The organism is Bradyrhizobium sp. WYCCWR 13022, from assembly GCF_030435535.1.
Taxonomy (GTDB): Bacteria; Pseudomonadota; Alphaproteobacteria; order Rhizobiales; family Xanthobacteraceae; genus Bradyrhizobium.
The window spans coordinates 195,623-217,953 of the sequence record NZ_JAUIZJ010000007.1 but is presented as its reverse complement, the minus strand read 5'-3'; the positions used below and the strand labels follow the sequence as shown (position 1 = coordinate 217,953).

At 61.2% G+C, this 22,331-nt stretch carries 25 protein-coding genes; 16 read left to right on the top strand and 9 right to left on the bottom strand.

The window, feature by feature from the left end; genetic code table 11:
* Positions 1-138: 138 nt before the first annotated feature.
* Genes QY049_RS12675 through QY049_RS12660 form a run of 4 tightly spaced genes read right to left on the bottom strand, consistent with a single transcriptional unit; the run spans position 139 to position 2,653 of the window.
* Positions 139-633 carry a DoxX family protein gene (locus tag QY049_RS12675; protein WP_301269441.1) on the bottom strand — a complete coding sequence of 165 codons (495 nt, stop codon included), beginning with the start codon at positions 631-633 and terminating at the stop codon, positions 139-141.
* Positions 630-1,412 (bottom strand): DNA-binding domain-containing protein, encoded by a 783-nt coding sequence (locus tag QY049_RS12670; RefSeq protein WP_301269440.1) that lies wholly within the window; start codon positions 1,410-1,412, stop codon positions 630-632. The genes QY049_RS12675 and QY049_RS12670 overlap by 4 nt, the downstream gene beginning before the upstream one ends.
* On the bottom strand, positions 1,402-2,307 hold the full coding sequence (locus QY049_RS12665) for a DUF692 domain-containing protein (protein ID WP_301269439.1): 906 nt from the start codon (positions 2,305-2,307) through the stop codon (positions 1,402-1,404). Before QY049_RS12665 ends, QY049_RS12670 begins: the two co-directional genes overlap by 11 nt.
* Positions 2,308-2,347: 40 nt before the next feature.
* On the bottom strand, positions 2,348-2,653 hold the full coding sequence (locus QY049_RS12660) for a DUF2282 domain-containing protein (RefSeq protein WP_220006567.1): 306 nt from the start codon (positions 2,651-2,653) through the stop codon (positions 2,348-2,350).
* 298 nt (positions 2,654-2,951) lie between these two features.
* Here QY049_RS12660 and QY049_RS12655 point away from each other — a divergent pair, with 298 nt between their 5' ends.
* From QY049_RS12655 to QY049_RS12640, 5 genes are all read left to right on the top strand, one after another.
* Positions 2,952-5,045: an adenylate/guanylate cyclase domain-containing protein gene (locus QY049_RS12655; RefSeq protein ID WP_301269438.1), complete on the top strand. Its 2,094-nt coding sequence runs from the start codon at positions 2,952-2,954 to the stop codon at positions 5,043-5,045.
* A gap of 680 nt (positions 5,046-5,725) precedes the next feature.
* A complete protein-coding gene (locus tag QY049_RS38995; protein ID WP_367401186.1) occupies positions 5,726-6,022 on the top strand; it encodes a DUF4396 domain-containing protein in 297 nt (98 codons plus the stop codon).
* Positions 6,019-6,108, top strand: a complete 90-nt coding sequence (locus QY049_RS38990; RefSeq protein ID WP_367401185.1) for a DUF4396 domain-containing protein — start codon at positions 6,019-6,021, stop codon at positions 6,106-6,108. The genes QY049_RS38995 and QY049_RS38990 overlap by 4 nt, the downstream gene beginning before the upstream one ends.
* Positions 6,105-7,316, top strand: coding sequence for an FAD-binding domain (locus tag QY049_RS12645; protein WP_301269437.1), 1,212 nt, complete (start codon positions 6,105-6,107; stop codon positions 7,314-7,316). The genes QY049_RS38990 and QY049_RS12645 overlap by 4 nt, the downstream gene beginning before the upstream one ends.
* Before the next feature lie 138 nt (positions 7,317-7,454).
* Positions 7,455-9,272, top strand: a complete 1,818-nt coding sequence (locus QY049_RS12640) for a chloride channel protein (protein WP_301269436.1) — start codon at positions 7,455-7,457, stop codon at positions 9,270-9,272.
* A gap of 73 nt (positions 9,273-9,345) precedes the next feature.
* On the opposite strand, the gene QY049_RS12635 is transcribed toward QY049_RS12640, so the two are convergent.
* From QY049_RS12635 to QY049_RS12625, 3 genes are all read right to left on the bottom strand, one after another.
* On the bottom strand, positions 9,346-11,694 hold the full coding sequence (locus QY049_RS12635; protein ID WP_301269435.1) for a trehalose-6-phosphate synthase: 2,349 nt from the start codon (positions 11,692-11,694) through the stop codon (positions 9,346-9,348).
* Positions 11,695-11,759: 65 nt separating this feature from the next.
* Positions 11,760-12,680 (bottom strand): cytochrome c oxidase assembly protein, encoded by a 921-nt coding sequence (locus QY049_RS12630; RefSeq protein ID WP_301269434.1) that lies wholly within the window; start codon positions 12,678-12,680, stop codon positions 11,760-11,762.
* 105 nt (positions 12,681-12,785) lie between these two features.
* A complete protein-coding gene (locus QY049_RS12625; RefSeq protein ID WP_301269433.1) occupies positions 12,786-13,589 on the bottom strand; it encodes a Crp/Fnr family transcriptional regulator in 804 nt (267 codons plus the stop codon).
* A gap of 376 nt (positions 13,590-13,965) precedes the next feature.
* On the opposite strand from QY049_RS12625, the gene QY049_RS12620 reads away from it, so the two are divergent.
* The 4 genes from QY049_RS12620 (at position 13,966) to QY049_RS12605 (ending at position 15,481) form a co-directional block, all read left to right on the top strand.
* A complete protein-coding gene (locus QY049_RS12620; protein WP_258765954.1) occupies positions 13,966-14,337 on the top strand; it encodes a hypothetical protein in 372 nt (123 codons plus the stop codon).
* Positions 14,338-14,344: 7 nt separating this feature from the next.
* Entirely contained in the window at positions 14,345-14,599 is a 255-nt protein-coding gene (locus QY049_RS12615) for a DUF5985 family protein (RefSeq protein WP_194481043.1), read from the top strand.
* A gap of 2 nt (positions 14,600-14,601) precedes the next feature.
* On the top strand, positions 14,602-14,874 hold the full coding sequence (locus QY049_RS12610) for a DUF5985 family protein (protein ID WP_194481045.1): 273 nt from the start codon (positions 14,602-14,604) through the stop codon (positions 14,872-14,874).
* Between the two features lie 367 nt (positions 14,875-15,241).
* Positions 15,242-15,481 carry a hypothetical protein gene (locus QY049_RS12605; RefSeq protein ID WP_301269432.1) on the top strand — a complete coding sequence of 80 codons (240 nt, stop codon included), beginning with the start codon at positions 15,242-15,244 and terminating at the stop codon, positions 15,479-15,481.
* A 457-nt stretch (positions 15,482-15,938) separates the two neighbouring features.
* Here QY049_RS12605 and QY049_RS12600 read toward each other — a convergent pair whose 3' ends face one another.
* Positions 15,939-16,541 carry a hypothetical protein gene (locus tag QY049_RS12600; protein ID WP_301269497.1) on the bottom strand — a complete coding sequence of 201 codons (603 nt, stop codon included), beginning with the start codon at positions 16,539-16,541 and terminating at the stop codon, positions 15,939-15,941.
* Between QY049_RS12600 and QY049_RS12595 the strand changes: the two genes are divergently transcribed.
* Both QY049_RS12595 and QY049_RS12590 read left to right on the top strand, forming a co-directional pair.
* Positions 16,459-16,638 carry a DUF1858 domain-containing protein gene (locus QY049_RS12595; RefSeq protein WP_301269431.1) on the top strand — a complete coding sequence of 60 codons (180 nt, stop codon included), beginning with the start codon at positions 16,459-16,461 and terminating at the stop codon, positions 16,636-16,638. The genes QY049_RS12600 and QY049_RS12595 overlap by 83 nt on opposite strands.
* Before the next feature lie 112 nt (positions 16,639-16,750).
* The gene (locus QY049_RS12590) at positions 16,751-17,539 is read left to right on the top strand and encodes a Crp/Fnr family transcriptional regulator (RefSeq protein WP_301269430.1); all 789 of its coding nucleotides are present in this window, start codon (positions 16,751-16,753) and stop codon (positions 17,537-17,539) included.
* Here QY049_RS12590 and QY049_RS12585 read toward each other — a convergent pair.
* A complete protein-coding gene (locus tag QY049_RS12585; RefSeq protein ID WP_301269429.1) occupies positions 17,508-17,984 on the bottom strand; it encodes a hypothetical protein in 477 nt (158 codons plus the stop codon). The two genes, QY049_RS12590 and QY049_RS12585, sit on opposite strands and share 32 nt — an antisense overlap.
* Before the next feature lie 104 nt (positions 17,985-18,088).
* Between QY049_RS12585 and QY049_RS12580 the strand changes: the two genes are divergently transcribed.
* The 5 genes from QY049_RS12580 to QY049_RS12560 are packed head-to-tail and all read left to right on the top strand — an operon-like array spanning position 18,089 to position 22,325.
* The gene (locus tag QY049_RS12580; protein ID WP_301269428.1) at positions 18,089-18,262 is read left to right on the top strand and encodes a hypothetical protein; all 174 of its coding nucleotides are present in this window, start codon (positions 18,089-18,091) and stop codon (positions 18,260-18,262) included.
* Between the two features lie 59 nt (positions 18,263-18,321).
* The gene (locus QY049_RS12575) at positions 18,322-18,897 is read left to right on the top strand and encodes a hypothetical protein (RefSeq protein ID WP_301269427.1); all 576 of its coding nucleotides are present in this window, start codon (positions 18,322-18,324) and stop codon (positions 18,895-18,897) included.
* Positions 18,898-18,901: 4 nt separating this feature from the next.
* Entirely contained in the window at positions 18,902-20,623 is a 1,722-nt protein-coding gene (locus QY049_RS12570) for a cbb3-type cytochrome c oxidase subunit I (RefSeq protein WP_301269426.1), read from the top strand.
* Positions 20,624-20,652: 29 nt separating this feature from the next.
* Positions 20,653-21,525, top strand: a complete 873-nt coding sequence (cyoE, locus tag QY049_RS12565; RefSeq protein WP_301269425.1) for a heme o synthase — start codon at positions 20,653-20,655, stop codon at positions 21,523-21,525.
* Positions 21,522-22,325 carry an SCO family protein gene (locus tag QY049_RS12560; RefSeq protein ID WP_194481066.1) on the top strand — a complete coding sequence of 268 codons (804 nt, stop codon included), beginning with the start codon at positions 21,522-21,524 and terminating at the stop codon, positions 22,323-22,325. Before cyoE ends, QY049_RS12560 begins: the two co-directional genes overlap by 4 nt.
* The last annotated feature ends 6 nt before the right edge of the window (positions 22,326-22,331 follow it).

Here is a 22,331-nt window from a genome sequence, read left to right as displayed (position 1 = left end):
ACATCGCCGATCATCTTGCCCATGAAAGAATTGAAGCGGTCTTCGTTGACTTCCATGATCTTCATGGCGTTCGAGTTGAGCTTGAGGGCTTCGCGCACGGACGGTCACAACTATCCGGGTGTTATCAGTCGGGATGCATCACAAACCTGCAAACAAATGATCGAGCGAGACGCGCCCAGGTCCATAGGCCATGATCGCCAGCGCCATCGCGGCCCAGGTGATGTGGACCGGCCAGCCGTCCGGGACGGTGAGCTCGACGATGACGGTCATGAACAGCAGCCCAAGCGCGGCAAAGCGCGTGCCGAGGCCGAGCACGAGCAGAACCGGGAACATGATCTCGCCGCAGCCGGACAGGAAAGCCATCGTCGCAGGGATCGGGTAGTGATAGGGGCCACCGGGCAGATGCAGCATGAACTCGTCGGTAAACAGCGTCACCGCAACGTCGCTTAGCTTGAGAAAGCCGGTCCATTTGAGGATCCCGGAACGCCAGAATGGGACCGCCAACGCCAGGCGCAGTGCGAGCTGCACCATGGATGGAGTCGCGATCGTCTGGACAAGACCATTGGCCCGGTCGATGAGCGCTCTGAAAGAGGGCAGGATGTTCGAAGGCACGATCCGTTGTTCCGAGATCATCTTGCGTCTCCAGACGTCAGCGAGGCGAAGGCGCCCGCCTCGAACAGGCCGGCTATGTTGGTGGCGAGATCGAATTCGGATGCGTCGTCCAGCGCCGCTGCGGCGGCTTCTGCCAGCATGCATCCCGACATCAGGCAGGCCAGGAATGCCGCGCCGCCGGGTGGTAACAGTTGCACCACGACATCGGCGTCCGGCCGCGTGATCAGGGCGTCTTCCGGTACAGATGCGTCGATGATGTTCGCAGCCTCCGTGCTGCGGTTAGCGGCGAAGATGGTTACCGCCGCGTAAGGCGACCGCACCACGCAGGCCGCCGGATGTAGCGTGAAGACAAGGCTTGCCAGACGATCGGGCGCGACTGTTGCAAGCGAAGATGGCAACAGCGGCGCGGTGTCGGCGGCGTGATAGGCGTCAAGCCATGCCCGCTCGATCCGCGCGACATCGGCGAGCCAGGGCAGCGATCGAGCGTGTTCATAGCCTTCGATGAAGGCCGGAAAATCGCGACCGTAGTCGAACAGCAGCGGGGACGTCGGCGGGGTTTCGCGGATATGGAAACGCGCCATGGCGCGAAAAAAATCCGTACCCGTCAGGCGCTGCACCGCCGGGTAGATCGACGCGAGCGCGTCGATCAGGCTGACCGTGACGTTGTTGCGATAGACGTTGTAGCACGTGGCGGTCGATTTGCCGCACGGCCCGGTCACGATGCTCGGTACCTCGCTGCCAGGATCGAGCAAGGCAGGCGCGAACGCGGCCGCGTAGGAGGCAGTCGGTTCAGGCTGCACGACGAACCCTCCCGATATGGCGATCCAGGATCGCCTGTGCGGCCGCGGCTTCGGCCTGCAGGACGGGCCAATCCGGAATATTGCTGTCCCATTCGATCAGCGTCGGAACGGGACCGCAGCGCGCGATTACGATCTCGAACAGCTTCCACACTGCGTCCGCGACCGGACCGTCATGGCTGTCGATCAGCAACAGCTTGCCTTCGTCATCGCCCTGCTCGGCGTGGCCAGCAAGGTGAATTTCACCGACACCTGCCAAGGGGAAGTCAGCAAGATATTGCAGTGCCGAGAAGCAGTGGTTGGCCGCGGAGACGAAGACGTTGTTGATGTCAAGCAACAGGCCGCAGCCGGTGCGCTCGGCGACGGTGCGGATGAAGTCGGTCTCGCACATCGTGGAGTTGCGGAACGCCACGTAGGTCGAGGGGTTTTCCAGCAGGATCGGCCGCCGGATTGCCTCCTGCACCTCGTCGATGTGGTCGCAGACGCGAGTAAGGGTTTCCTTGTTGTAGGGCAGTGGCAGAAGATCGTTGAAGAAGCTGGTGCCGTGTGTCGACCATGCCAGATGCTCGGAGACGAGCGCTGGTTGATAGCGCGCGACAAGGCCGCGAAAGCGTGCCAGGTGCGCACGGTCGAGCGGCGCGGGTCCGCCGATCGACATGCAGACGCCGTGCAGCGAGAGCGGATGATCTCGGCGCAATCGTTCCAGCATCCGATGGGGCGGTCCGCCCGCGCCCATGTAATTCTCGGCGTGGACCTCGAAGAAACCACGGTGCGGGCATTCCTCGAGAATTGCGGTCAGGTGCTCCGGCTTGAAACTCGTCCCGGCGACGCCGCCGACGGGAGGCGAAAAGCGGAGGGGGACGGCCGCGGACGTCCGGGGCCTGATCGTTGCGTCCATGTCGCTCCTCCGCGCTGGTTTTCCTTGATGCCGCCTTATCTCAGACCGGCTTGAGCGAGCCCTTCTTGCCGCCAGGCAGATCGATGCTGGTGCAGGTGCCGCCCTGGACGAACTTCCATGCGTTGCCCTGGAAATCGACCGTTGAGGTGCCCTGGCAGGTTGTGCCCGGTCCGGCGGCACAGTCGTTCTGGCCCTTCAGCGCGACGCCGAAGCACTTTTCCTTCTTGGCAGCGATGGCGGCATCGGCCTCGGCCTTGGTCAGCGGAGCGGCGGAAGCGAGGGTTGCGAGTGCGGTTGAGACGGCGCCGGCGAGTACAAGCGAACTGATGGTGGTCTTGGCAGACATGAGATATCTCCTCTGGAGTAGGGCGATGGGCCCAGTGTCTCGTTCGTCCTCGCCGCAGCCACCGTTACCGAAAGCCCGCTCACGAGTTGGTGAGACCGTTGGGTAAAGCGCACGACGTCGTACGCTTGGGCGGCGAATTAGCGGCAGGCGGGGAGACAATTCCAATGCCTGGTGTCTATGGAGACACTAGCCGGCGGGCATTGGCCGGCATTGCCGGCATCTGCAAGATGTAACGAACGGCTGCGGGCCTGCGAAGAAGGCTACCAGTTGCGCCTCGCCAACCCGTTGGATCAAAGCCATGAACGCCGACCCCGGACGCGTGATATCGAGCCAGGCGCTGCGGCGGCTCACGGTCAGCATCCGTCTCGCAGTGTCGGCGCTGGTCCTGACCGCGATCCTTTTGACCGCAGCCCTGTCCAGCCTCCTATGGTGGCGCACGGCGAAGGCAACCAGCCGGCAACTTGCCTCGACCATCAATGAGCAGATCGTCGCGGCCGTCCGCAAGGAAGTCGGCGCGATCGTCGACGAAGCGCGCGCGGCGCACACTGCGATCCGCACACTTTTCCTGCAGAACGTCCTCGATACCCGCGAGGCCGACAAGCGCGAATTCGTGTTCCTGTCTCAACTGCAGTCGCAGGCGACGATTTCCTGGGTCGCGTTCGGCTGGCCCGACGGCGCGTTCTTTGCAGCTCACAAACTCGGCGATGGCCGCCTGGAAATGATGGAGATCTCGCTCACCGATCATGCCGGCCAGCGCCGCGTCGACGAATACGATGTCGTGCCCGGCGATATCGAATTCGCCAACCGCCGTTTCGAGCCGACGGATTTCCGCGTTGCCGATCGCACCTGGTTCAAGACCGGACTGAAGGCCGAAGAGCCCGAATGGTTCAAGGTCACGGACCATCCGATCGGGCAGCGTCCATCGATCGCCTTTGCAGGGCCGATCGACGTCTATCAGGAGCGCCAGGGCGTCCTGGCGATCATGATCGAATACACGCGCCTTGCACGCTTCCTCGCCCAGCTCGAGGTCGGGCGCACCGGAACGGCCTTCATCTTCGACGGCAACGGCGAGCTCGTCGCCGCGCCCGACAAGGACGCAGACGAATTGCACCCCGCGCGCGGTGACCAGAAGCTGTTGCCGCTGGCGCAGAAGGCGCTGGCCCAGGCCGGCACTGCCAAGGACAGCTGGCGGAGCCGGATCACCTCAGACGGTGCCGCCTACGAGTTTGCACTCACGCCGCTGCCGTTTCCCGGCTGGCGGATCGCAACCATCATTCCAGAGGCCGAGTTTCTCGGCCCAGTCGAGGCAACGCTACGGCACTTGATCCTCGGCCTCGCCGTTGGCGCGGTGCTTGCGGCGCTCGCTTCCGCCTTGCTCGCCCGCACGGTGATTGCGGCACCGCTTTCCCGTGTCGTTGGTGAGATCCGGCACGTCGAGACCTTTGCACTGGAGCTGGTGCGCCGCCATCCCTCGCGACTGAAGGAAATCGCAAGCTTGTCGGGCGCCATCGCAGAGATGGCAGCCGGCCTCTCGGCATTCCGAAAGTTCATTCCGGCGGATCTCGTCCGGGCGCTGTTGCGCCAGGGCGTCGAGGCAAAACCCGGTGGTGCAATCCAGGAATTGAGCGTGATGTTCGTGGATGTGGCGGGCTTTACCGGCCTTTCGGAGCGGATGGGCGACCGTGTCGTACCGTTGCTGTCGCGCTATCTTGACCTTGCCTCGGAAGTCGTCGTCGCCAATGGCGGGACGATCGACAAATTCATCGGCGATGCCGTGATGGCCTTCTGGGGCGCACCACAGCCGCAAGCCGATCACGCGGAGCGCTGCTGCCGTGCCGCGCTGGTCATCCGCCGCGCCATCGCGGAGTCCGGCCTCACCGACGATCTCGGCGATCCCCTCCAAATCCGCATCGGCATCAATTCCGGCCGCATGCTGGTCGGCAATATCGGCTCCGAGTTGCGGCTGAACTACACGGTGATCGGCGACGCCGTGAACGTTGCAAGCCGCCTGGAAAGCGCCAACAAGAGCTATGGCACGCAAGTCCTGATCGGTGAGGCAACAGAGCGCCTTGCCCGTGGTGCCATTATCACGCGCGAGATCGACAGCATCGCAGTCTACGGCCGCGAGGAGGGGGTCGCGATCCATGAGTTGATCGGTTTGGCGGGCGAGGTCGACGCAGAACACCACGCCGCAACGTGGATCGCGCGCTATGAGCGCGGTCTTGCCAAATATCGCAGCCGCGACCTCGAGGGCGCGGTCGTTGATTTCGAGAAGGTGTTGTTGGATCGACCTGAGGATGTCGCGGCGAAGGCAATGCTAGCGCGGTGCGAAGAGCTTCTGAAAGGCCACCACGAATTTTGGCGTCCGGTCACGATCCTAAATTCAAAATAGGTCGGACGAGACATCGCAACTGCATTGATGGGCGGATAGTCTCGCTACTGCGGAGCACTTCTCCGCCAGCGACAGCTGGGTCTTGGCGCAAGTCCGCATTTTCGCTGAGGCCGTCTCCGTTAGACAGCTGCGGAGAGAATGAATGATCGAGGAACGGCCCAGTCGGCCCGGCAGTCCCGAACTGAAAAGATTGAGAGGCTGGCAATCATCCGGCGGATTGTGCTGGACTACCCTTGGCCTACCGCAAGCGTGGCCCGTGATGAGGTGCTGCCGCCATGGCGTAGCTGTAGTCGAACTAACGCATGCTTCCGAGCGTTCTTCGTCCTAAACCTGGGAGGCATTATGGTTTCGGCTTGGCTTCACGACCTAGCGTTAGCGTTCATTTCACTCGGAATTGTCTGTGCCGTCGTCATTGCAATTGACCTCATTCGCCATCCGCAGCACATGTGGATCATGAACGTAGTCTGGCCAGTCAACGCTCTGTTCGGTACCGTACCAACGTTGTGGTTCTATTTTCGCTTCGGACGACTAGCCGCACGCGACGTCGAGACATCGAGCGACAAATCGACCAAGAATTCGACGCCGTATTCGGCGATGGTCGCAAGGGCGCAATGCACTGCGGTGCCGAATAATGTACGGTAGGGGACATTATAGCCGAGAGTCTCGCTCTGGCGTTTCCGGTGATTGCCGTCTGGGCCGGATGGCACAGCTTGTTTTCGGAGAAGATGTTTGCGATCTGGATCGTGGACTATATCTTCGCTTTTGTACTGGGCGTCGCCTTTCAGTACTTCACGATTCAACCGACGCGGCAGTTGTCGCCTGGCGAGGGAATTCGACACGCACTGAAGGCAGATGCGCTCTCGCTCACCGCATGGCAAGTCGGCATGTACGGCTTCATGGCGATTGCGCAATTCGTTTTGTTCCGAAAGCTCCTGGGCAGAAGCTTGAGGGTTCAATGCCGGAGTTCTGGTTCATGATGCAGATTGCCATGATGGCCGGCTTACTGACGAGCTATCCGGTGAACTGGTGGTTGATCAAGGCCGGTGTTAAGGAGAGAATGTGACAACAGTCCTGATCTCGGGCGCAGGCATCGCTGGACCGACGCTTGCTTTTTGGCTTAAAGCTGCGGGGTTTGAGCCCACGCTCGTCGAGCGCGCGCCTGCCTTGCGTAGTGGCGGTTACGTTATCGACTTCTGGGGACTTGGCTACACGATCGCCGAACGGATGGGACTGCTCCCGGAGATCAACCGCGTTGGCTATCGCGCGCAGGAACTGCGCATCGTCGATGACAGCGGTTGTCGTTTGGCCGGCTTTGGCACTCGTGTGTTTTCCGAATTGACGAACGGGCGCTTCGTCACCCTCCAACGCAGCGATCTTTCGCGTCTCTTGTTCGACAGGATCGCCGGCCAAGTCGAAACCATTTTCGGCGACGAAATCGTTGCTGTCGAAGAGCAGGCAGAGTGCGTCAAGGTCGAGCTGAAACATGGCGGCCAACGTCGGTTCGATCTCCTCGTCGGTGCCGACGGGCTCCATTCAGTCGTCCGGAAGCTGTCTTTTGGACCCGAGGCGCGGTTCGTACGAAATCTAGGCTACGTCGTCGCGGCTTTTGAGGCTCGCGGTTATCGTCCCCGCGATGAGGATGTGTATTTGATCTATGGCCAGCCTGGCCGCATGGTCGGCCGCTTCACGCTGCGCGACGATCGCACGTTGTTCCTACTGGTGTTCACCGCAGGAGTTGCGACATTGCTGGATGTACCGGGCGCACAAAAGGCGGTTTTGCGTGAAGTCTATGGCGGCGACGGTTGGGAATGCGATCAAATGCTCAGGGAGCTGGGGCGAACCGGCGATCTCTACTTCGACAGCGTGAGCCAGATCAGAATGCCGAGCTGGTCGCAAGGTCGGGTGATCCTTGTCGGCGATGCCGCCTTCTGCGTCTCGCTCCTGGCCGGCCAAGGGTCGGCACTTGCGATGATATCAGCCTACGTACTGGCAGGCGAACTTGCCGCAGCTAGTGGACGACATCGGGATGCGTTTGCCAGATGTGAGGCGCGGCTGATGAGCTATATCCAGAAAAAGCAACAGGCGGCCGAGCGCTTTGCCGGCGCGCTCGCGCCGAAGACACGCTCGGGAATGCTTTTTCGCAATCTCGTGACCAGAACGTTTGCCATACCTGGCATCGCGAGGCTCGCAATAGGACGCGATATCGCGGACGAACTGGAGCTTCCCGACTACAGCTGGCCCTCCCTCGACCGATTGACGTCGGCCGCCTAATGATGCCCGAATTGAAGCACGCTGATTGGGACCACCAGCTTGATTGTGACGTCTTACGGCGGCACTCGGTCGGCGCCGTTCCAGCACAAGGCGTTCATTCCATGACATGTCCGTTCCTGTATCGATCTTGAAAACCAAATGCCCGCAGCCCTGACGTCCAGCGAAAGCAAAGCATTGATCGGTACGGTCCCCAAGCCGCTCGCCGAAGAGCGAAGGGTCAGCCTGCTCGTACTCTGCGGTCTAGCACTGGTGATCGGCGGCATGACCGGGCTTGGCGCCGTTGCCTTTCGCGTTTTGATCGCCTTCGTGCACAATCTATTTTACAGCGGGGCACTCAGCTTCGTTTACAACGCGAACGTCAGCGAGGGGCCGAGCCGTTTTGGCGACCTCTTGCTGTTCTCGCCGGTGATCGGCGGCCTCGTCGTCGTTTTCCTCGTCCGGCGCTTCGCGCCCGAAGCGAAGGGCCATGGCGTGCCTGAAGTCATGGACGCAATATTCTATAAGCACGGCAATATCCGCGGCACTGTCGCCTTGATCAAGGCTTTGGCTTCAGCCGTGTCGATCGGCACCGGCGCCGCTGTCGGACGGGAAGGGCCCATCATTCAGATCGGCTCGGCGCTCGGGTCGGCCTTTGCCCAATTCATCGGGCTCTCGACCCGGCAAAAGATCACGCTCCTCTCGGCAGGTGCCGGCGCCGGCATTGCCGCAACGTTCAACACGCCGCTCGGCGGGGTGCTGTTCGCTCTCGAAATTCTCCTGCCCGAAGTCTCGAACCGGACATTTCTCCCCGTGGTTGTAGCCACGGGCGCTGCGACCACGATCGGCCGAATATTGATCGGTCCGGACCCAGCTTTTGCGGTTCCGGACATTCAGTTCAACATGGTTGCGTCATTCAACGTGCAGGAAGCGATAGCCTTTACTTTGCTGGGCCTGCTCTGTGGCGCGGCAGCATGGGCATTTATTCGCCTGCTCGTCTTCATGGAGGACGGGTTTCCGAAGCTGTCCGGCAATGAATACGTCCAGAATATCATCGGCATGTCGATAATCGGCTTGATGATGGTGATTCTCACCCATACCTTCGGCCATTCTTACGTCGATGGTGTCGGCTATTCGGTGATCCAGGACATCCTCGACCACAAGATGACGACCGCGGGGCTGCTTGCGCTGCTGTTTGTCCTGAAGCTAACTGCCACAACGGTGAGCCTCGGCTGTGGGGCTTCGGGCGGGATATTCTCGCCCTCGCTCTATCTCGGCGCCACATTGGGCGCAGCTTTTGCCGCGGCGAGCAGCTCCATTCTCCCTCATTCCGGACTGACGCCATCCTCGGCGGCTATCGTCGGGATGGCTGCGATCGTCGGCGCGGGCACGGGTGGTGTCATGACGGCCATCGTCATGGTGTTCGAGATGACGCGGGACTATGCAATCATTGTTCCGGTAATCGTCGCGGTTGCGCTGGCCGCAGGCGTGAGACGCGCGCTCGTCAACGAGACGATTTACACAGTGAAGCTGCGCCATCGCGGTCACCGCATCCCGAAGGAGCGACATATTAACCTCTATCTGGTGAAGCAGGCTCAGGACATCATGGAACGCCGCTTCATCGTTGCCAAAGCAGGCACGACGCTGAAGGAGGCCATGGCTGCGGAGGACGTCGATGACGCCCGTGCCATTGTGGTTGAGCGCGATGGCCGGATCGTCGGACTCATTCCGCCACGTTCCGGCCTTTGGGTCGAATCGCATACCAATCCCGGGCTTCTGGTTGAGACATTTGCCGAAAGGCGGCTGGTGATATGCCGGGACCAGGACCTTTTGAGCCTGGTATTTGCAAGGTTGAAGCGCCACCGCGCGGGCGCGGCAATCGTGTTCCGTGGCGGCTCACGTCCCCGCGTGGCTGACATCGTCGGTATCGTCACAAAACGCGTTATCGCTGACGCGGTGATCAATAGCTACGAGGACTGATCGTCTGCGCGAGGAGCTGCCACTGGCTCATTCGCAGCGGCCCTCGACTTCCATGGAAATACAGAGACATGCATCAAGCTGTTTTGCGCTCGCCAGGCGTTACTGGTAGCGGCGAGATCCGGTCAATTCCAGTTGCGTTCGCTGATGTGATGCGCTGGCGCTGTCGAAGGCGCGCTGCATCCAGCAGCATCTGGGCTGCCCATCGATAGACGTTGCGCTCTCGCACGAGTTCGCGCATCAGGCGCATGCGGTCACGCTGTTCCGCAACCGACATGCGCAACGCTTGCAGGAACGCTTCCGCCATTCCGTGTGTGTCGTAAGGGTTGACAATCAGCGCTTCAGACAGCTCGCGCGAGGCACCGGCGAAGCTCGACAGCATCAGCACCCCCTGTTCGTCGTCGCGCGCGGCGACGAATTCCTTGGCAACGAGGTTCATGCCGTCGTGCAGGCTTGAGACTATGCACATATCGGAGGCCCTGAAGAGTTCGAAGACCTCAGTGGGTTCGTGATGACGAACCACGAGGCGGACCGGCTCGAAGCCATCTCGGCCGTGCCGCGCATTGACCTTTGAGACGAGTTGCTCGGCCTCCGCCTGTAGGGCGCTGTAGGGGCCTAGCTTGCTGCGCGTCGGTGCAGCAGCCTGAATCAAAACGAAACGTCCGACCCATTCAGGATGTCGGGTCAGCAGATCATCAACCGCGCGAATGCGATCGAGGATGCCCTTGGTGTAGTCGAAGCGCTCAATGCCGATGGCAATTCGCATGTCGGACGGCAGGTCAAACCGCCTCCGGACCGCGTCACGACATTCGCGTACCGGAGCTTGTTGAGCAAGCGCGGCCGGTGGCCACTCAATCGAGATCGGATAGGGCCTGATCAGCGTTTCCTGACCGCCGAACGTGATGGATGCATGCTCCCGGTCGATGCGGCTCTCCATGAACCGATCCGCCGCCTCGATAAAATTGTTGCAGTGGAATTGCGTGTGGAAACCGAGAATGCTGCTCCCCAGCAAGCCGTCGATGATTTCCCGGCGCCAGGGACAGATTCCGAAGGTTTCGGCGTTCGGCCAGGGGATGTGCCAAAACGTGATAATCGTCGCTTTGGGTAACCGGTCGCGGATCATCCGGGGCAGCAGCGCGAAGTGGTAATCCTGCACCAGCACGACGGGATCATCGCAACTCGCCTCCCGAACGACCACATCGGCAAAGCGCTCGTTCACTCTGCGGTATTGCGTCCAATCCTCCTCTCGAAAAATCGGCCGGACGAATGCGATATGGCAGAGAGGCCAAAGCCCCTCGTTCGCGAGGCCGTAGTAATATCCATTTTGCTCTTGTTCTGAGAGCCATACCCTACGGAGCAAATAAGCAGGATCGGCGGGAGGCACGCGCACTCTATCCGTGGCATCGACGGTGTCTCGGTCGGCTGAACCCGAGCCGTGCGCTATCCATGTGCCTCCACAGGCTCGCATCACCGGCTCGAGCGCGGCGACCAAGCCGCTCGCCGGGATCTGCAATGCGATGCCGTTGCCGGAATGGTTGTGGATGTAAGGCTCGCGATTGGAAACGACCATGACTTGAGCGCGCGGTAGCTCTTCGACGAGCACGCGGTGCAGCGTCCTGGGCGACCATTCGATGTGAATGCCATATGCAAAGCGCCGCTCCATGCGCAACTCGGAAAGCGCCGCGTGGACCTCGCGATTGAGAGGAAAGTTGCTGCGTTGCGGCGGCCCGGTAGCGTTACCCTGCTGTACCTCGACGAGTGCACCGCGGATCGAGCGGCTCCAGGCACGCATCAGTGTCAGTACGATTGCCGTCCCAAGCAGGCCCAGGCCTGCCGTTACCCCTACGAGCGCGAGCACGGTATAGAGGCGCGCCTCGCTTGCGCGCTCCTCGATGAATGCTAGATCGTGCAGCACCAGGAGATGGCCCGTCGAAACGCCTCCGGTGATTGGAAAGGAGCTTATATGGATTCGCCGTCCGGAATCCGTAACAGTCGCGAAGGCGCTGGACTTGTCCCGCTTGACGCTGTCACAGGTGACCGCTTTCGGAAAAGCCTTCGTTGCGTAGCGCAATTGCCCAGGTTCGGTGCAGAAGCCGAGCGCCAGAATGCGTTCGTCCTCGGTGATCCGCTCGAACACGGGAACGAGATCGATCTCGGGTCTGGCCGTCATCGCCGTCGCCACCTGATCCCGGATCGATCGAAAGACAAGGCGCGAACGAAGGTCGATGTCGCGCTGCGACCAGTCCTCGACCATGACCGATGCGAGGAGCGTGAGAGCGGCAATCACAAGACCAATGGCGGCAAGCGCAAGAATGACGTACCGTGCGACAGGACTTCCGAACAACCGGTCAGCACCAATGCGGTGCATCAGGCGGCCATAGCCTCGCATAATTCCGCCATGTTCGACGTTTGCTTGATGGGCCATCGTCAGGAAATCCGGTTCGACGGGATTTCAACATGGTGCATCATAGGGATCATGTCGGCGCCTCCCTAGTACTCAGGTTCGGATGTTCGTGTCTTCCCATTCGACTGGTCGGATACACCGACCTTCTGCAGGTAGGCGATAATATCGTGACGAGAGGGAGCATCGAGCACACGAACCGGCATGCGCGCTCCAGGCACCGCCTTCCTGGGATCGGCCAGCCATTGGTCGAGTTTGTCCACCGACCAGACAAGGCCAGCGTTCCGCAGCGCTGCTGAATAATTGTAGCGGGCAACCGAGCCGGCGGTGCGTCCGACCACCCCTCCAAGCATCGGTCCGATCTTGTTGCGATCCAAGGCGTGGCACGCTGTACACCGCTGGGTGAAGAGCTCGCGGCCGTGGATCGCGTCCGGTGCGGCATCGGCAAGAAAGCGCGCGAGATCCTTTGCTTGCGACGGACTTGCCGAGCGGCCAAACGTGTAGCTTAGTGTGATCGTATCAACGTGATCCATGTCCGAGTCTTTCGAAAAGGCCGGATCGACATAGAAAACGACGGGCATGTCGACCCTTTGATGTGGATCGAGACGCTCCTCGTTGAAGCAGAAGCACTGAATCTTGTTGAAGTAGATGCCGCTCGTTGGTGGCGTGACATTGAAGGTCGCATGTCCCACCGTCGCCTGATCGCTCAGGTTCTCGGCGCTGAAGAATACGAGCTTTTGTTCGCCGAGGTGAACGGTCACGGAGCGCTGTTCCGGCTCGAACCGCCACGGCAGGCCGGGCGATACGTTGCTATCGAAGGCAACCGTTACAGTTTTCTGTGACGTGCTTGCGGGATCGCCATAGGCTCTTTGCGTCGTTCCTCCGTAACCGGTTGCGCCGCAGAACGCTCGATACAATTCCGGCGAGTAGGCCACCAGGCCGCACATGATTGCCAAGGTGATGAAGCATGGTACGAGAACGTTCAGGTTCTTCCGACGGCGTGATTGCATTGTCGTCTCGCAGAAGTCGGGCGCCAGTCAACTACTGGCACTTCTCGACGATCTTGTGATTGTTACTGTTGGTGGTGAAGTAGAGATTCCGAGTTTCTCGGGAATTTAGCCAGAAGTGCGGCTCGGTGCGCGCGCGCTCGTTGTTGGAAGGATCGGAGCAGATGAAGACGTGATTGTCGCACCCGTTTCCCGATGCGACGCATGATCGGCCAGGAGCAGATGGCGGCGATACTCGTATTCGATCAAGCTGAAGCAGTCGCAGCTCAACTTCGACAGTCCGACGGCGTCTTCAACTGTTATGCAGCCTCGTCTGGTCGACAGGGTTCCTTCCTTCTGCAGGCCTTCAAGGCACTCCGTCACGCTGGCGCGCCGCACCCCTAGCAGTTCCGCCAACATCATGTGGGTGAGCGGCATGTTATCCGTGCCCAGCGAGCTGCGAGCGACGAGCAACCAGCGGACAAGCCTCTGTCTGAGATCGTGATAGGAATTGCAAGCTCCCGATTGCGAGGTCTGCACGAGGACGGCGGCCAGATATCGCTCCACGACTGAGCGCAAATACGGGAGATTCTCAAGGATCTTCGAGAAATCACTGGTTTTGACTCGTAACGCTTCCCCATCCACCTGAACGGTCCTGCGGTGCAGAGGCGCCGACTTGGCTGCAAGCAGAACTGGCGCGCCAACCAAGCCTTCCGACCCAATCAGCCAGACCTCGACAAATTTGTCCTGATCGACGCGAGCGGCCACCGAGACGAGTCCGCTTTCGACGAAATAGACGTACTCCATCGGCAGCCGGTAATGATGGAGGACCTGATGGCGACGGAGCTGAATGCGCTCGCAAACGCCGACAATGCCCGCGAGCTCATCAGCCGGGATCAGACGAAGCAGCTTGTTCCGAACCTCTTCCACCATTCGCTCTTTCGGTTGTCGTGCATAGCAACCATTGTGCTGGAGCGCCATCCGAGCGTATTGGCAGTTGCATAGACACACAAGTTTTGCCCCGACGCAGCATGTTGTCGCATGGGGATCTCAAATCTCGAAGTTCCTCTCGACCGACTAAAGTATGAAAAATGTGAGAGGGTCAGAGGCAATTGTTCGTTACGGTCGCTTTTCCGGAACGCGTAAGTACGCTAGCGTACAGTTCCTTCAGCGACGGGTCGGGGTCATTCGCTTTGCCGGCATTGTTGGATTCGTCGAGACGTGGGATGTAGAGCCGGCTGTTTCGGTGCTGCTATGAACTTTATGCTTGGCGTCACCGCTCTGCCGCACCTGCCGTCCGAGATCGTCGATGTCCGAAGAGCTGCTATCCGAGGAGGTCCGCGACTTGATTCTGCGGCATATCGATACAGTGGCTCAGCTGGAAGCCCTTCTGTTCTTGCGCGAGCGGCCGGCCGAGGAATGGGACGCGATCGCCGTTGCAAAACGCCTGTACGCACCACCCGCCGAAATGGGCGCTGCTCTCGCCGGACTTGCCAGCGCCGGATTCTTGAGGCGGCAGAATCAGCTTTATCGCTACGCTCCGACATCCAGCGACGGAGCGACGGTGGACGCGCTGGCGAAAGCCTATGCGCGTCAGCTGATTACCATTACCAATCTCATCCATTCGAAGCCGCGCGGTATCCGGGCGTTCTCGGACGCCTTTAAGTTTCGGAAGGACTAGGTCGCCCATGGCCGCGGCGATCTACAGTCTCTGTGCGATCACCAGCGCTTTGTGCGCGTGGTTACTCATTCGCGCTTATCGCGCGACCACCTCCCGCTTGTTGTTATGGAGTTCGATCTGCTTTGCCGGGCTTGTATTGAACAATGTGGCGCTCTGGATGGACAAGCTGGTGTTCCCTGCGACAGACCTCTCGATACTCAGGACGAGCATCGCGCTGTTGTCGACGCTGGTTCTTCTGTACGGCCTGATCTGGGAGGATTAGAGATGGAGCACGTCGCTGACATCTTGGCCGGCGCCGCAGCGACGGCATCGCTTGCGGTTGCCGGGTTCTTCGCAAAGTTCTGGCGCCGGACGCGGGATTCTCTCTTTCTGTTGTTTGCAGCAGCATTCACGATCGATGCGTTGGCACGTCTTGTGTTGAGTGCGGTTCAGGTCTCCGATACGGCCGAGCCCATCTATTATCTGCCGCGTCTCGTAATGTTTGGCCTGATCGCCGTTGCGATCGCTCGCAAGAATGCGCCAGGTAAAGGCGGATAGTTGAAGGCGCTGCCGAGCCCGATTATCGGCGTGGCCGCACGCGAGAATTCTAGCCACAAACCCTGTACGATCCCGTACCGATTGAGACTTCGGTCTGCTTTAGCGATTGCTCCATGCCAAACCATTAAGGAATATCGCTGATTGGGGGGCTCATGAACGAATCAAATCAATCCGTATTGCAATTTCCGCAAAGCCATTGCGTATTCTGCACGAATAAAACGCCGCATGTACATGAGCGGCTGGCAGTCAATGGAAAGCAGGTCGTGCGCTCGCTCTGTCTCATGTGCAAAAGAGAGCAGCCCAAAGAAAGATATGAAGCCTGATCCAGCTACGAAAGATCTCAGGGCAGGCGGAAAGAAGCGGCGGTATGAGCGCTATTGGAAATGTTCTGGACGAGCACGAACGTCGCGTAGCGGCAATTACGGCGATAGCTATCGAAGTCGGAGCCCTCGTTTTGAGTGAGAGCGCGGGCGAGCCAACGTCAACAGTCAATCCGAACGCTGAGAAGTTAGTTTATGCCAAGGCTTTCCGGGCCTGGGCAGATGGCGCAATTGAAGGAATTGCAGAAGATATATTCGAGACAGTGGGAGAGGTTCTGGATACCTAGAGTGGGACCAGCTAACGTGGGAAGGGCTGACTGACCATCAGCGGTTGGCGATCCAGGAGTGGCGTTGCGGCTTGTCCAATGATGGACTGGACCGACCGACGTGTCGCGGCGAGAAAGCGGCAGTCTACAACGCGCGGTGCTTGAAGCAGACCCCTCGCGCGAAGACCACGCGTCGACCTTGCTGCGCCAGGCGACATGGTCACGAATGCATTGGACCGGCTGATCGATAGGGTCTCGATCGCAAGCTAGGAGCTAAGAGGCAAAGCATCCTATTGATTGTATTGGAAAATAGCTGATGCCTAATCAGCGGGTCCTAGGTTCGAGCCCTGGTGCGCCGACCAAATAGCGGGTTGAAGCCAGTTCGTTTCTTCTCGCGCGCAGCCGGATCCGAGCCGAGGCGAGAAAACCTGCGAAGGCGAGTCGGCACGTTCCGATAATCAAATAAAAGCAACTGAAGTCAGTTCGCGAGCTGAAAAGGGAAACCGGCAAGCGCCGGCGCCTCGATCGCTACGACATCGTAGCGCGCGAACGGAAGGCGGCCGGGATTATTCCGCGCCAGCCAGTTGTTGGTGAGCCTGCGTACGATTGTGCCGCCGATCCACGACATCAGCACGTTATCGCGTGGCGGTCGCGATGCAGATTGCGCCAGTTCCCGACGGCGACGATCTTGCGCGCGGCGACAGCGCGAGCGTCGAGAGGAAGGTGCCGTCAGCGATCGTCGCAGGCGCGTGAGGAATTGTGCGGGAGAAAAAGATCGCGATCTGTTCTGAGAGCGGGGCGAAGCCAATGCTGGTGAGGGCTGTTGTCGCGCATGGCTCTCGCCCACCGCTTCGCCTGCTTCGGCGACGATGTCCGGCAAAATGGCAAGGGAGTTTGCGCTGCCACAAACATGAAAGAAGCGGGTGGAGCGATAGTACATTTGCAAAACGGGAAAGTCTCGGATGCCGCCCGGGCCAGACGATTTGGTGGATGAGGTGATGAGGAGCCATCCGGCGACGATACGAGCGTTCCTGGAGTTCAGAATGAGTTGCGTCGGCTGTCCGATCGCCTGTTTCCACACGGTCCTCGATGCGTGCGTTGAGCATGGCGTCGATTGCAACGAGTTCCTGCGGGCCTTGCGCAACGCGGCTCTTGGTCAGGCGGGTGGACGCCTCTGACGGGAAAAATCAGGGCGAAAGGTGGAGCCCGATTTGATCAAGGTCAAAAAGGCGCGACGGCGGATGATGAAGAATTGAGCAACGAGATCATAATCATTTCAGGGACGAAACCATGGCAGCGCCGACCCCGGTCGATCTCGACATCGTCGCCCAGATACCGGTCTTCAGCGGACTGAAGCCCGAGACGCTGGCGGTGCTTCTGGGCGAGGCCACCGTCCTCAACCTGCGGCAAGGGCGCGCATTGTTTCGGCAGGGTGAGCAGGCGCAGGCGTTCTTCGTCATCATGGAGGGCTGGATCAAGCTCTATCGCGTCACGCCCGCCGGCGATGAGGCCGTCCTCAACGTGCTGACTCGGGGCGAGAGCTTCGCCGAAGCGGTTACGTTCACGTCCGGCCGCTATCCCGCAACGGCCAGCGCTGTTACTCTGGCCAAGGTGATGATGATCCCTGCGGATCACGTCGTGAACTGCATTCGAGAGATGCCCGACGTCGCGATCGCGATGATCGCCTCGACCTCGCAGCATCTGCAACGGATGGTCCAGCAAATCGAGCAGCTGATGGCGCACAGCGCAACGCAGCGGGTCGCCGAGTTCCTGGTCTCGCTCGCGCCCCGTGCCAAGGGGCCGTGCCGGATCACGCTACCTTACGATAAGTCATTGATTGCCGGCAGGCTCGGCCTCAAGCCGGAATCGCTGTCGCGCGTGTTCGCCAAGTTGCGCGCCGCCGGCGTCGACGTGCACGCTTCCACCGTGGAGGTGCGCGACATGGCGCAACTCTGCAAGCTGGTGGCATGCGATCGGACCATGGCGCGTTGTCCCGTCAAGCCGAGGCCGATCTGCGCCCAGCCGCCGCGCCCGCTCGATCTTGACTCTAAATCGATGCTTGCCGGAGCAGGCTCCTGATCCTCGGTAGGATGCTCTCGCGCCAGGCCGCGGTGCCGAATTTCCGTTCGACGATCTCGTGGTCGGACACCACCAGCCACAGCGGTACGCCATCGCTGCGCTTTAGTTCGCCGCGATAGCTGCGCAGCTCGTCCGGCCAGTTTTCGTCGGCCAGCACGTCGGCGAGATGCGGTGACTTGACCTCGCGATAGCGGACGCGATGAAACTCCGCCGACGCTAGAAAGCTGGCGCCGTCTCCCATCTGCCAGGCGCGGCAGGGTGCGCAATCCTCGGCGCCGACATAAAGCAGCATGATGTCATGCGCGCGCGCCGGTCGGCCGAAATAGTCATCCCAGGCGACCACCATTGCGCCTGCGATGACCGCGATCAGCACGCTGGCGCCCACAAGCCGACGGCCGCGTTGCAGCAAATTGCGATCGTGCTCGGCGTCGGTCGGTGGCTCCATGACGCCATTATTTCTGTTGCGCGCTGCGCCATCCTTAACCGCGGTCAAGGATCGCTGCGGCGGAGCACGTAAATTTGACGCGACATCACCGATGGAGTCTGCCGATGCCGCCCATTCAAACCGATGCGCCGAAGCAGGGCCGCGCCGAGCGCGTCCCGGTGATGCAGCGCATTCTAGATAATCCGTTCCTGCTGCTGTTCCTGGGGATCACGCTGCCGACCGTGCTCTACGTGATCTGGGGGGTCATGGAAGTCGCTTCCATTCCGCTGGCCAAATAAAGCGGCAGCCGAGTGTCGCGGCGCGCGTCGCCCTATCGTCAACACAGGAAACATCGATCATGGCTGCCACACCTCCCGAGCAACGGATCTGGTGGAATGAACCCATCGAACGGGTCGAACTGATCTGGATCTTCATAGCCTTCCTGTGGGGGCTGTTCATGTTCGGCTTCATGATCGCCTGGCACTTCATCGGCCAGCAGAACCTGAGCAAGGAAGCCTATCGTATCGCGCCGACCGCCTACGAGCAGAAGGTCGAGAACTTCGCCAAGCTGTTTCAGGTGCGCGAGGAGCAGGGCATCCCTGTGGTCAAACCGAAACCGGGAGCCGACGTCTACCTGCTTGCCCGCCTGTGGCAGTGGTGGCCGATCCTCGAGCTGGAGAAGGGCCAGAGCTACCGCATCCATCTCTCCTCGATCGACTGGCAGCACGGCTTCTCGCTGCAACCGACCAACATCAACATCCAGGTTCATCCCGGCTACGAGCACGTCATCTCGCTGACGCCGACCGAAAGCGGCGCCTTCGGAATCGTGTGCAACGAGTTCTGCGGAATCGGTCACCACACCATGACCGGCAAGATTTACGTCACCGACAAGAAGCAGGCCGCGGCCGATCAGCGCCTGGCCGAGCAGAGGTAGCAACATGACCGCTGAAACCGTCATCGGAGCCGTCGGCCGCCAGGCCGAATTCCGCACCTGCCAGTACACCGGGCTGAAGGTCGACACGGCGGCGCAGACCCTGATCAAGGCCAACGCCGTCGCCGCGGTCGTCTTCCTGGCGATCGGCGGCCTGATGGGCCTCCTGGTCGCGCTGACTCGCTGGCCGGCCGTGCATCTGTTGCCGGCTGACTGGTTCTACCTGATCCTGACCGGGCACGGCGCCAACGTGCTGCTGTTCTGGATCATCTTCTTCGAGATCGCGGTGCTCTACTTCGCTTCCGCGGTCCTGCTCAATTGCCGTCTGGCGACGCCGAAGCTCGCCTGGCTGGGCTTCGTGCTGATGGTGGTCGGCGCGCTCATGACCAACGTGACGGTGCTGCAGGGCGATTCCAGCGTGATGTTCACCTCCTACCCGCCGATGCAGGCCAAGCCGAACTTCTATCTCGGTATCGTCCTGTTCGCGGTCGGCGCGCTGATCGGCTGCATCATCTTCTTTGCGACGCTGGTGATCGCGAAGGAGGAGGGGGCCTATGAGGGCTCGATTCCGCTGGTGACCTTCGGCGCGCTGACGGCTGCGATCATCGCGGTGTTCACCATCGCCACGGGCGCGATCATCCTGATCCCGACCTGGCTGTGGTCGCTTGGCCTGATCTCAGACATCGATCCGCTGATGTACAAGGTCGTGTGGTGGGCGATGGGCCATTCCTCGCAGCAGATCAACGTCTCGGCCCATGTCTCGCTGTGGTACCTGATCGGCGCTCTGCTGGTCGGCGCCAAGCCGCTGAGCGAGAAGGTCAGTCGTACCGCGTTCCTCATGTACATCCTATTCCTGCAGCTCGCCTCGGCGCACCACCTCCTCGCCGAGCCCGGCCTCGACGCGAGCTGGAAGATCGTCAACACCAGCTACATGATGTACCTGGCGGTGATGGGCTCGATGATCCACGGCCTGACCGTACCGGGATCGATCGAGGCGGCGCAGCGCCGCAACGGCTTCAACCGCGGCGTGTTCGAATGGCTGCGCAAGGCGCCGTGGGGCAATCCGGCGTTTTCAGGCATGTTCCTGTCGCTGATCTTCTTCGGCTTCATCGGCGGCATCTCCGGCGTCGTGCTCGGCACCGAGCAACTCAACGTGCTCATGCACAACACCATCTACGTGCCCGGCCATTTCCATGGCACGGTGGTGGCCGGCACCACGCTGGCCTTCATGGCGGCGACCTATCTCGTGCTGCCGCTGATCTTCCAACGCGAGATTGTCTGGCCGAAGCTTGCCAAGATCCAGCCCTATCTGTTCGGGATCGGTGCCGCCGGTATCTCGCTGTTCATGATGGGCGCCGGCACGCTGGGCGTGGCGCGGCGGCACTGGGACATCACCTTCAGCGACGCCAACCTGTCCTTCGCCTATTCAGCGGGGGCCTTCCTGATGATGGGGCTGAACGGCATCTTTGCGGTGATCGCGGCGATCGGCGGCATCATCTTCGTCCTGGTCGTCGTCGGCACCGTGCTGTTCGGCGAGAAGATCGAGAGCGGGCACAAGCTGACCTTTCCGCTGCATTCGGGCGGCGGCGCCGTCGCTTCGCATTACGGCAGCGAGGGCACGGTCAAGCTTCCGGGCACCATCATCCTGGTCGGGATCTTCTTCGTCTGCTTCGTCCTCTACTACTTCATCAACTGGAAATATCTTTCGGAGCTGTGGCTGTTCCGGTGATGGCCGTGGTCATGCGAGAGGGTAACAACATGCGTGCGACGGCGGCGACGGCGGTCTCGCTCCTCAAGCTCAGGATCGGCGTCGCCATCGCGGCCAGCGCGCTGGCCGGGGTCGCGGTCGCGAGCGGGCCGGCATTGTCCTGGTGGCAGGTTCTCGCCCTGTCGCTTTCGATCCTCGGCGCATCCGGTGCTGCGGGCGCCTTCAATCACTACTACGACCGCGACCTCGATCGCCTGATGGCGCGCACCCGCAACCGCCCGTTCGCCAGCGGCGCGTTCGGAGAGAGCATATGGTGGCCGGTGGCGTTCGTCGGCCTGCTTGCCGTGTCCCTCGGTCTTGCCTCGCTCACGGTCGGCCACATCGCTGCGGCCTACGTCTTCCTCGGCGCCTTTACTTACGGCATCGTCTACACCGTGTGGCTGAAGCGGCGCAGCACCTGGAACATCGTGGTCGGGGGGCTTGCCGGGAGCTTCGCCGTGCTGGCAGGAGCGGCCGCGGTCGATCCGTCGCCGCAGGTGGTGCCGACTGTGCTGGCGATCGTGCTGTTCCTGTGGACGCCGCCGCATTTCTGGAGTCTCGCGGCCGCCAAGGGGCAGGACTACGCCCGGGCGGGGATTCCGATGCTGCCGGTGGTGACGCCCGCGCGCGCCTGGACCATGGCGATCCTCGCCCATTCCGTGGCGTTGGCGCTGATCGCGTTGGTGCCGCTCTGGTTCGGCCAGGGGATTCTCTACGGCATCGGCGCAGCCGCTGGCGGCTCCTACTTCGTCTTGACCAGCATCCGGCTCTATCGCGACCCGTCGAAGGCCAACGCGATGGCCAATTTCTTCGCTTCGCTGCTGCAGCTTGGCCTGCTGGTCGCGGGCGCGTTGCTGGCCGGCGCGGCCGGGTATTGGTCATGACTCGCGGGTGTGCCGCGCTGGGGCTGGTCGCGATGCTGACCTGCTTGTCGGTCGCATCCGCTCGAGGCGCGCCCGCCTCGCCGGCACTCGATCCGGGCGCGGCGATCACCGCCGGCGAACGGGCGCTCGGACGCGTGATCGGTGACCATCGTCTCGTGGACACGACCGGTGCCCCGCTCTCCTTGCGCGACTATCGCGGCAAGCCGCTCGTCATCAGTCTGGTCTATTCGTCCTGCAGCTCGGTCTGTCCGCCGACAACCCAGCATCTGATCGACGCGGTCAACGAGGCGGGCCGCGTCTTCGGGCTGGGGCGCTTCGCCGTGCTGACCGTGGGCTTCGATGCGCGCAACGACACCGTCGTGCGCATGGCGCAATTCGCCTCGATGCAGGGCATCAAGCTCCCGAACTGGCGCACCGCCAGCGGCGATGCCGCGACCATCGAGGCGCTGCTGAACGATCTCGGCTTCAGCTACCGGGCCGTCGCCGGCGGCTTCGACCATCCGACCCAGACCACGATCGTGGACAGGGACGGCAAGGTCTACCGGCACGTCTACGGCGACGACTTTCCCTTCACGATGTTCATGGAGCCGATGAAGGACGTGGTCTACGGCACCATGACGCCGTTTTCGTTTGAGGGGCTGCTCGACCGCATCCGCTTCATCTGCACCGCCTACGATCCCGGGTCGCGCCGCTACCGCTTCGACTACGGGCTGGTGTTCGGTGGCGCCATCGCCGCGTTCTCCCTGCTCGCCATGGGCGGTCTGATCTTGAGGGAATGGATGCGTTCGGCGCAGGCATGAGCGGCG

What these genes read in the sequence shown, in the direction of transcription:
- QY049_RS12675 (WP_301269441.1), bottom strand. Translation starts at nt 633, where the DNA reads ATGATCTCGGAACAACGGATCGTGCCTTCGAACATCCTGCCCTCTTTC.
- QY049_RS12665 (WP_301269439.1), bottom strand. Translation starts at nt 2,307, where the DNA reads ATGGACGCAACGATCAGGCCCCGGACGTCCGCGGCCGTCCCCCTCCGC.
- QY049_RS12660 (WP_220006567.1), bottom strand. Translation starts at nt 2,653, where the DNA reads ATGTCTGCCAAGACCACCATCAGTTCGCTTGTACTCGCCGGCGCCGTC.
- QY049_RS12655 (WP_301269438.1), top strand. Translation starts at nt 2,952, where the DNA reads ATGAACGCCGACCCCGGACGCGTGATATCGAGCCAGGCGCTGCGGCGG.
- QY049_RS38990 (WP_367401185.1), top strand. Translation starts at nt 6,019, where the DNA reads ATGATGCAGATTGCCATGATGGCCGGCTTACTGACGAGCTATCCGGTG.
- QY049_RS12640 (WP_301269436.1), top strand. Translation starts at nt 7,455, where the DNA reads ATGCCCGCAGCCCTGACGTCCAGCGAAAGCAAAGCATTGATCGGTACG.
- QY049_RS12635 (WP_301269435.1), bottom strand. Translation starts at nt 11,694, where the DNA reads ATGGCCCATCAAGCAAACGTCGAACATGGCGGAATTATGCGAGGCTAT.
- QY049_RS12630 (WP_301269434.1), bottom strand. Translation starts at nt 12,680, where the DNA reads ATGCAATCACGCCGTCGGAAGAACCTGAACGTTCTCGTACCATGCTTC.
- QY049_RS12625 (WP_301269433.1), bottom strand. Translation starts at nt 13,589, where the DNA reads ATGGTGGAAGAGGTTCGGAACAAGCTGCTTCGTCTGATCCCGGCTGAT.
- QY049_RS12620 (WP_258765954.1), top strand. Translation starts at nt 13,966, where the DNA reads ATGTCCGAAGAGCTGCTATCCGAGGAGGTCCGCGACTTGATTCTGCGG.
- QY049_RS12615 (WP_194481043.1), top strand. Translation starts at nt 14,345, where the DNA reads ATGGCCGCGGCGATCTACAGTCTCTGTGCGATCACCAGCGCTTTGTGC.
- QY049_RS12610 (WP_194481045.1), top strand. Translation starts at nt 14,602, where the DNA reads ATGGAGCACGTCGCTGACATCTTGGCCGGCGCCGCAGCGACGGCATCG.
- QY049_RS12605 (WP_301269432.1), top strand. Translation starts at nt 15,242, where the DNA reads ATGAGCGCTATTGGAAATGTTCTGGACGAGCACGAACGTCGCGTAGCG.
- QY049_RS12595 (WP_301269431.1), top strand. Translation starts at nt 16,459, where the DNA reads ATGAGGAGCCATCCGGCGACGATACGAGCGTTCCTGGAGTTCAGAATG.
- QY049_RS12590 (WP_301269430.1), top strand. Translation starts at nt 16,751, where the DNA reads ATGGCAGCGCCGACCCCGGTCGATCTCGACATCGTCGCCCAGATACCG.
- QY049_RS12585 (WP_301269429.1), bottom strand. Translation starts at nt 17,984, where the DNA reads ATGGAGCCACCGACCGACGCCGAGCACGATCGCAATTTGCTGCAACGC.
- QY049_RS12580 (WP_301269428.1), top strand. Translation starts at nt 18,089, where the DNA reads ATGCCGCCCATTCAAACCGATGCGCCGAAGCAGGGCCGCGCCGAGCGC.
- QY049_RS12575 (WP_301269427.1), top strand. Translation starts at nt 18,322, where the DNA reads ATGGCTGCCACACCTCCCGAGCAACGGATCTGGTGGAATGAACCCATC.
- QY049_RS12570 (WP_301269426.1), top strand. Translation starts at nt 18,902, where the DNA reads ATGACCGCTGAAACCGTCATCGGAGCCGTCGGCCGCCAGGCCGAATTC.
- cyoE (WP_301269425.1), top strand. Translation starts at nt 20,653, where the DNA reads ATGCGTGCGACGGCGGCGACGGCGGTCTCGCTCCTCAAGCTCAGGATC.
- QY049_RS12560 (WP_194481066.1), top strand. Translation starts at nt 21,522, where the DNA reads ATGACTCGCGGGTGTGCCGCGCTGGGGCTGGTCGCGATGCTGACCTGC.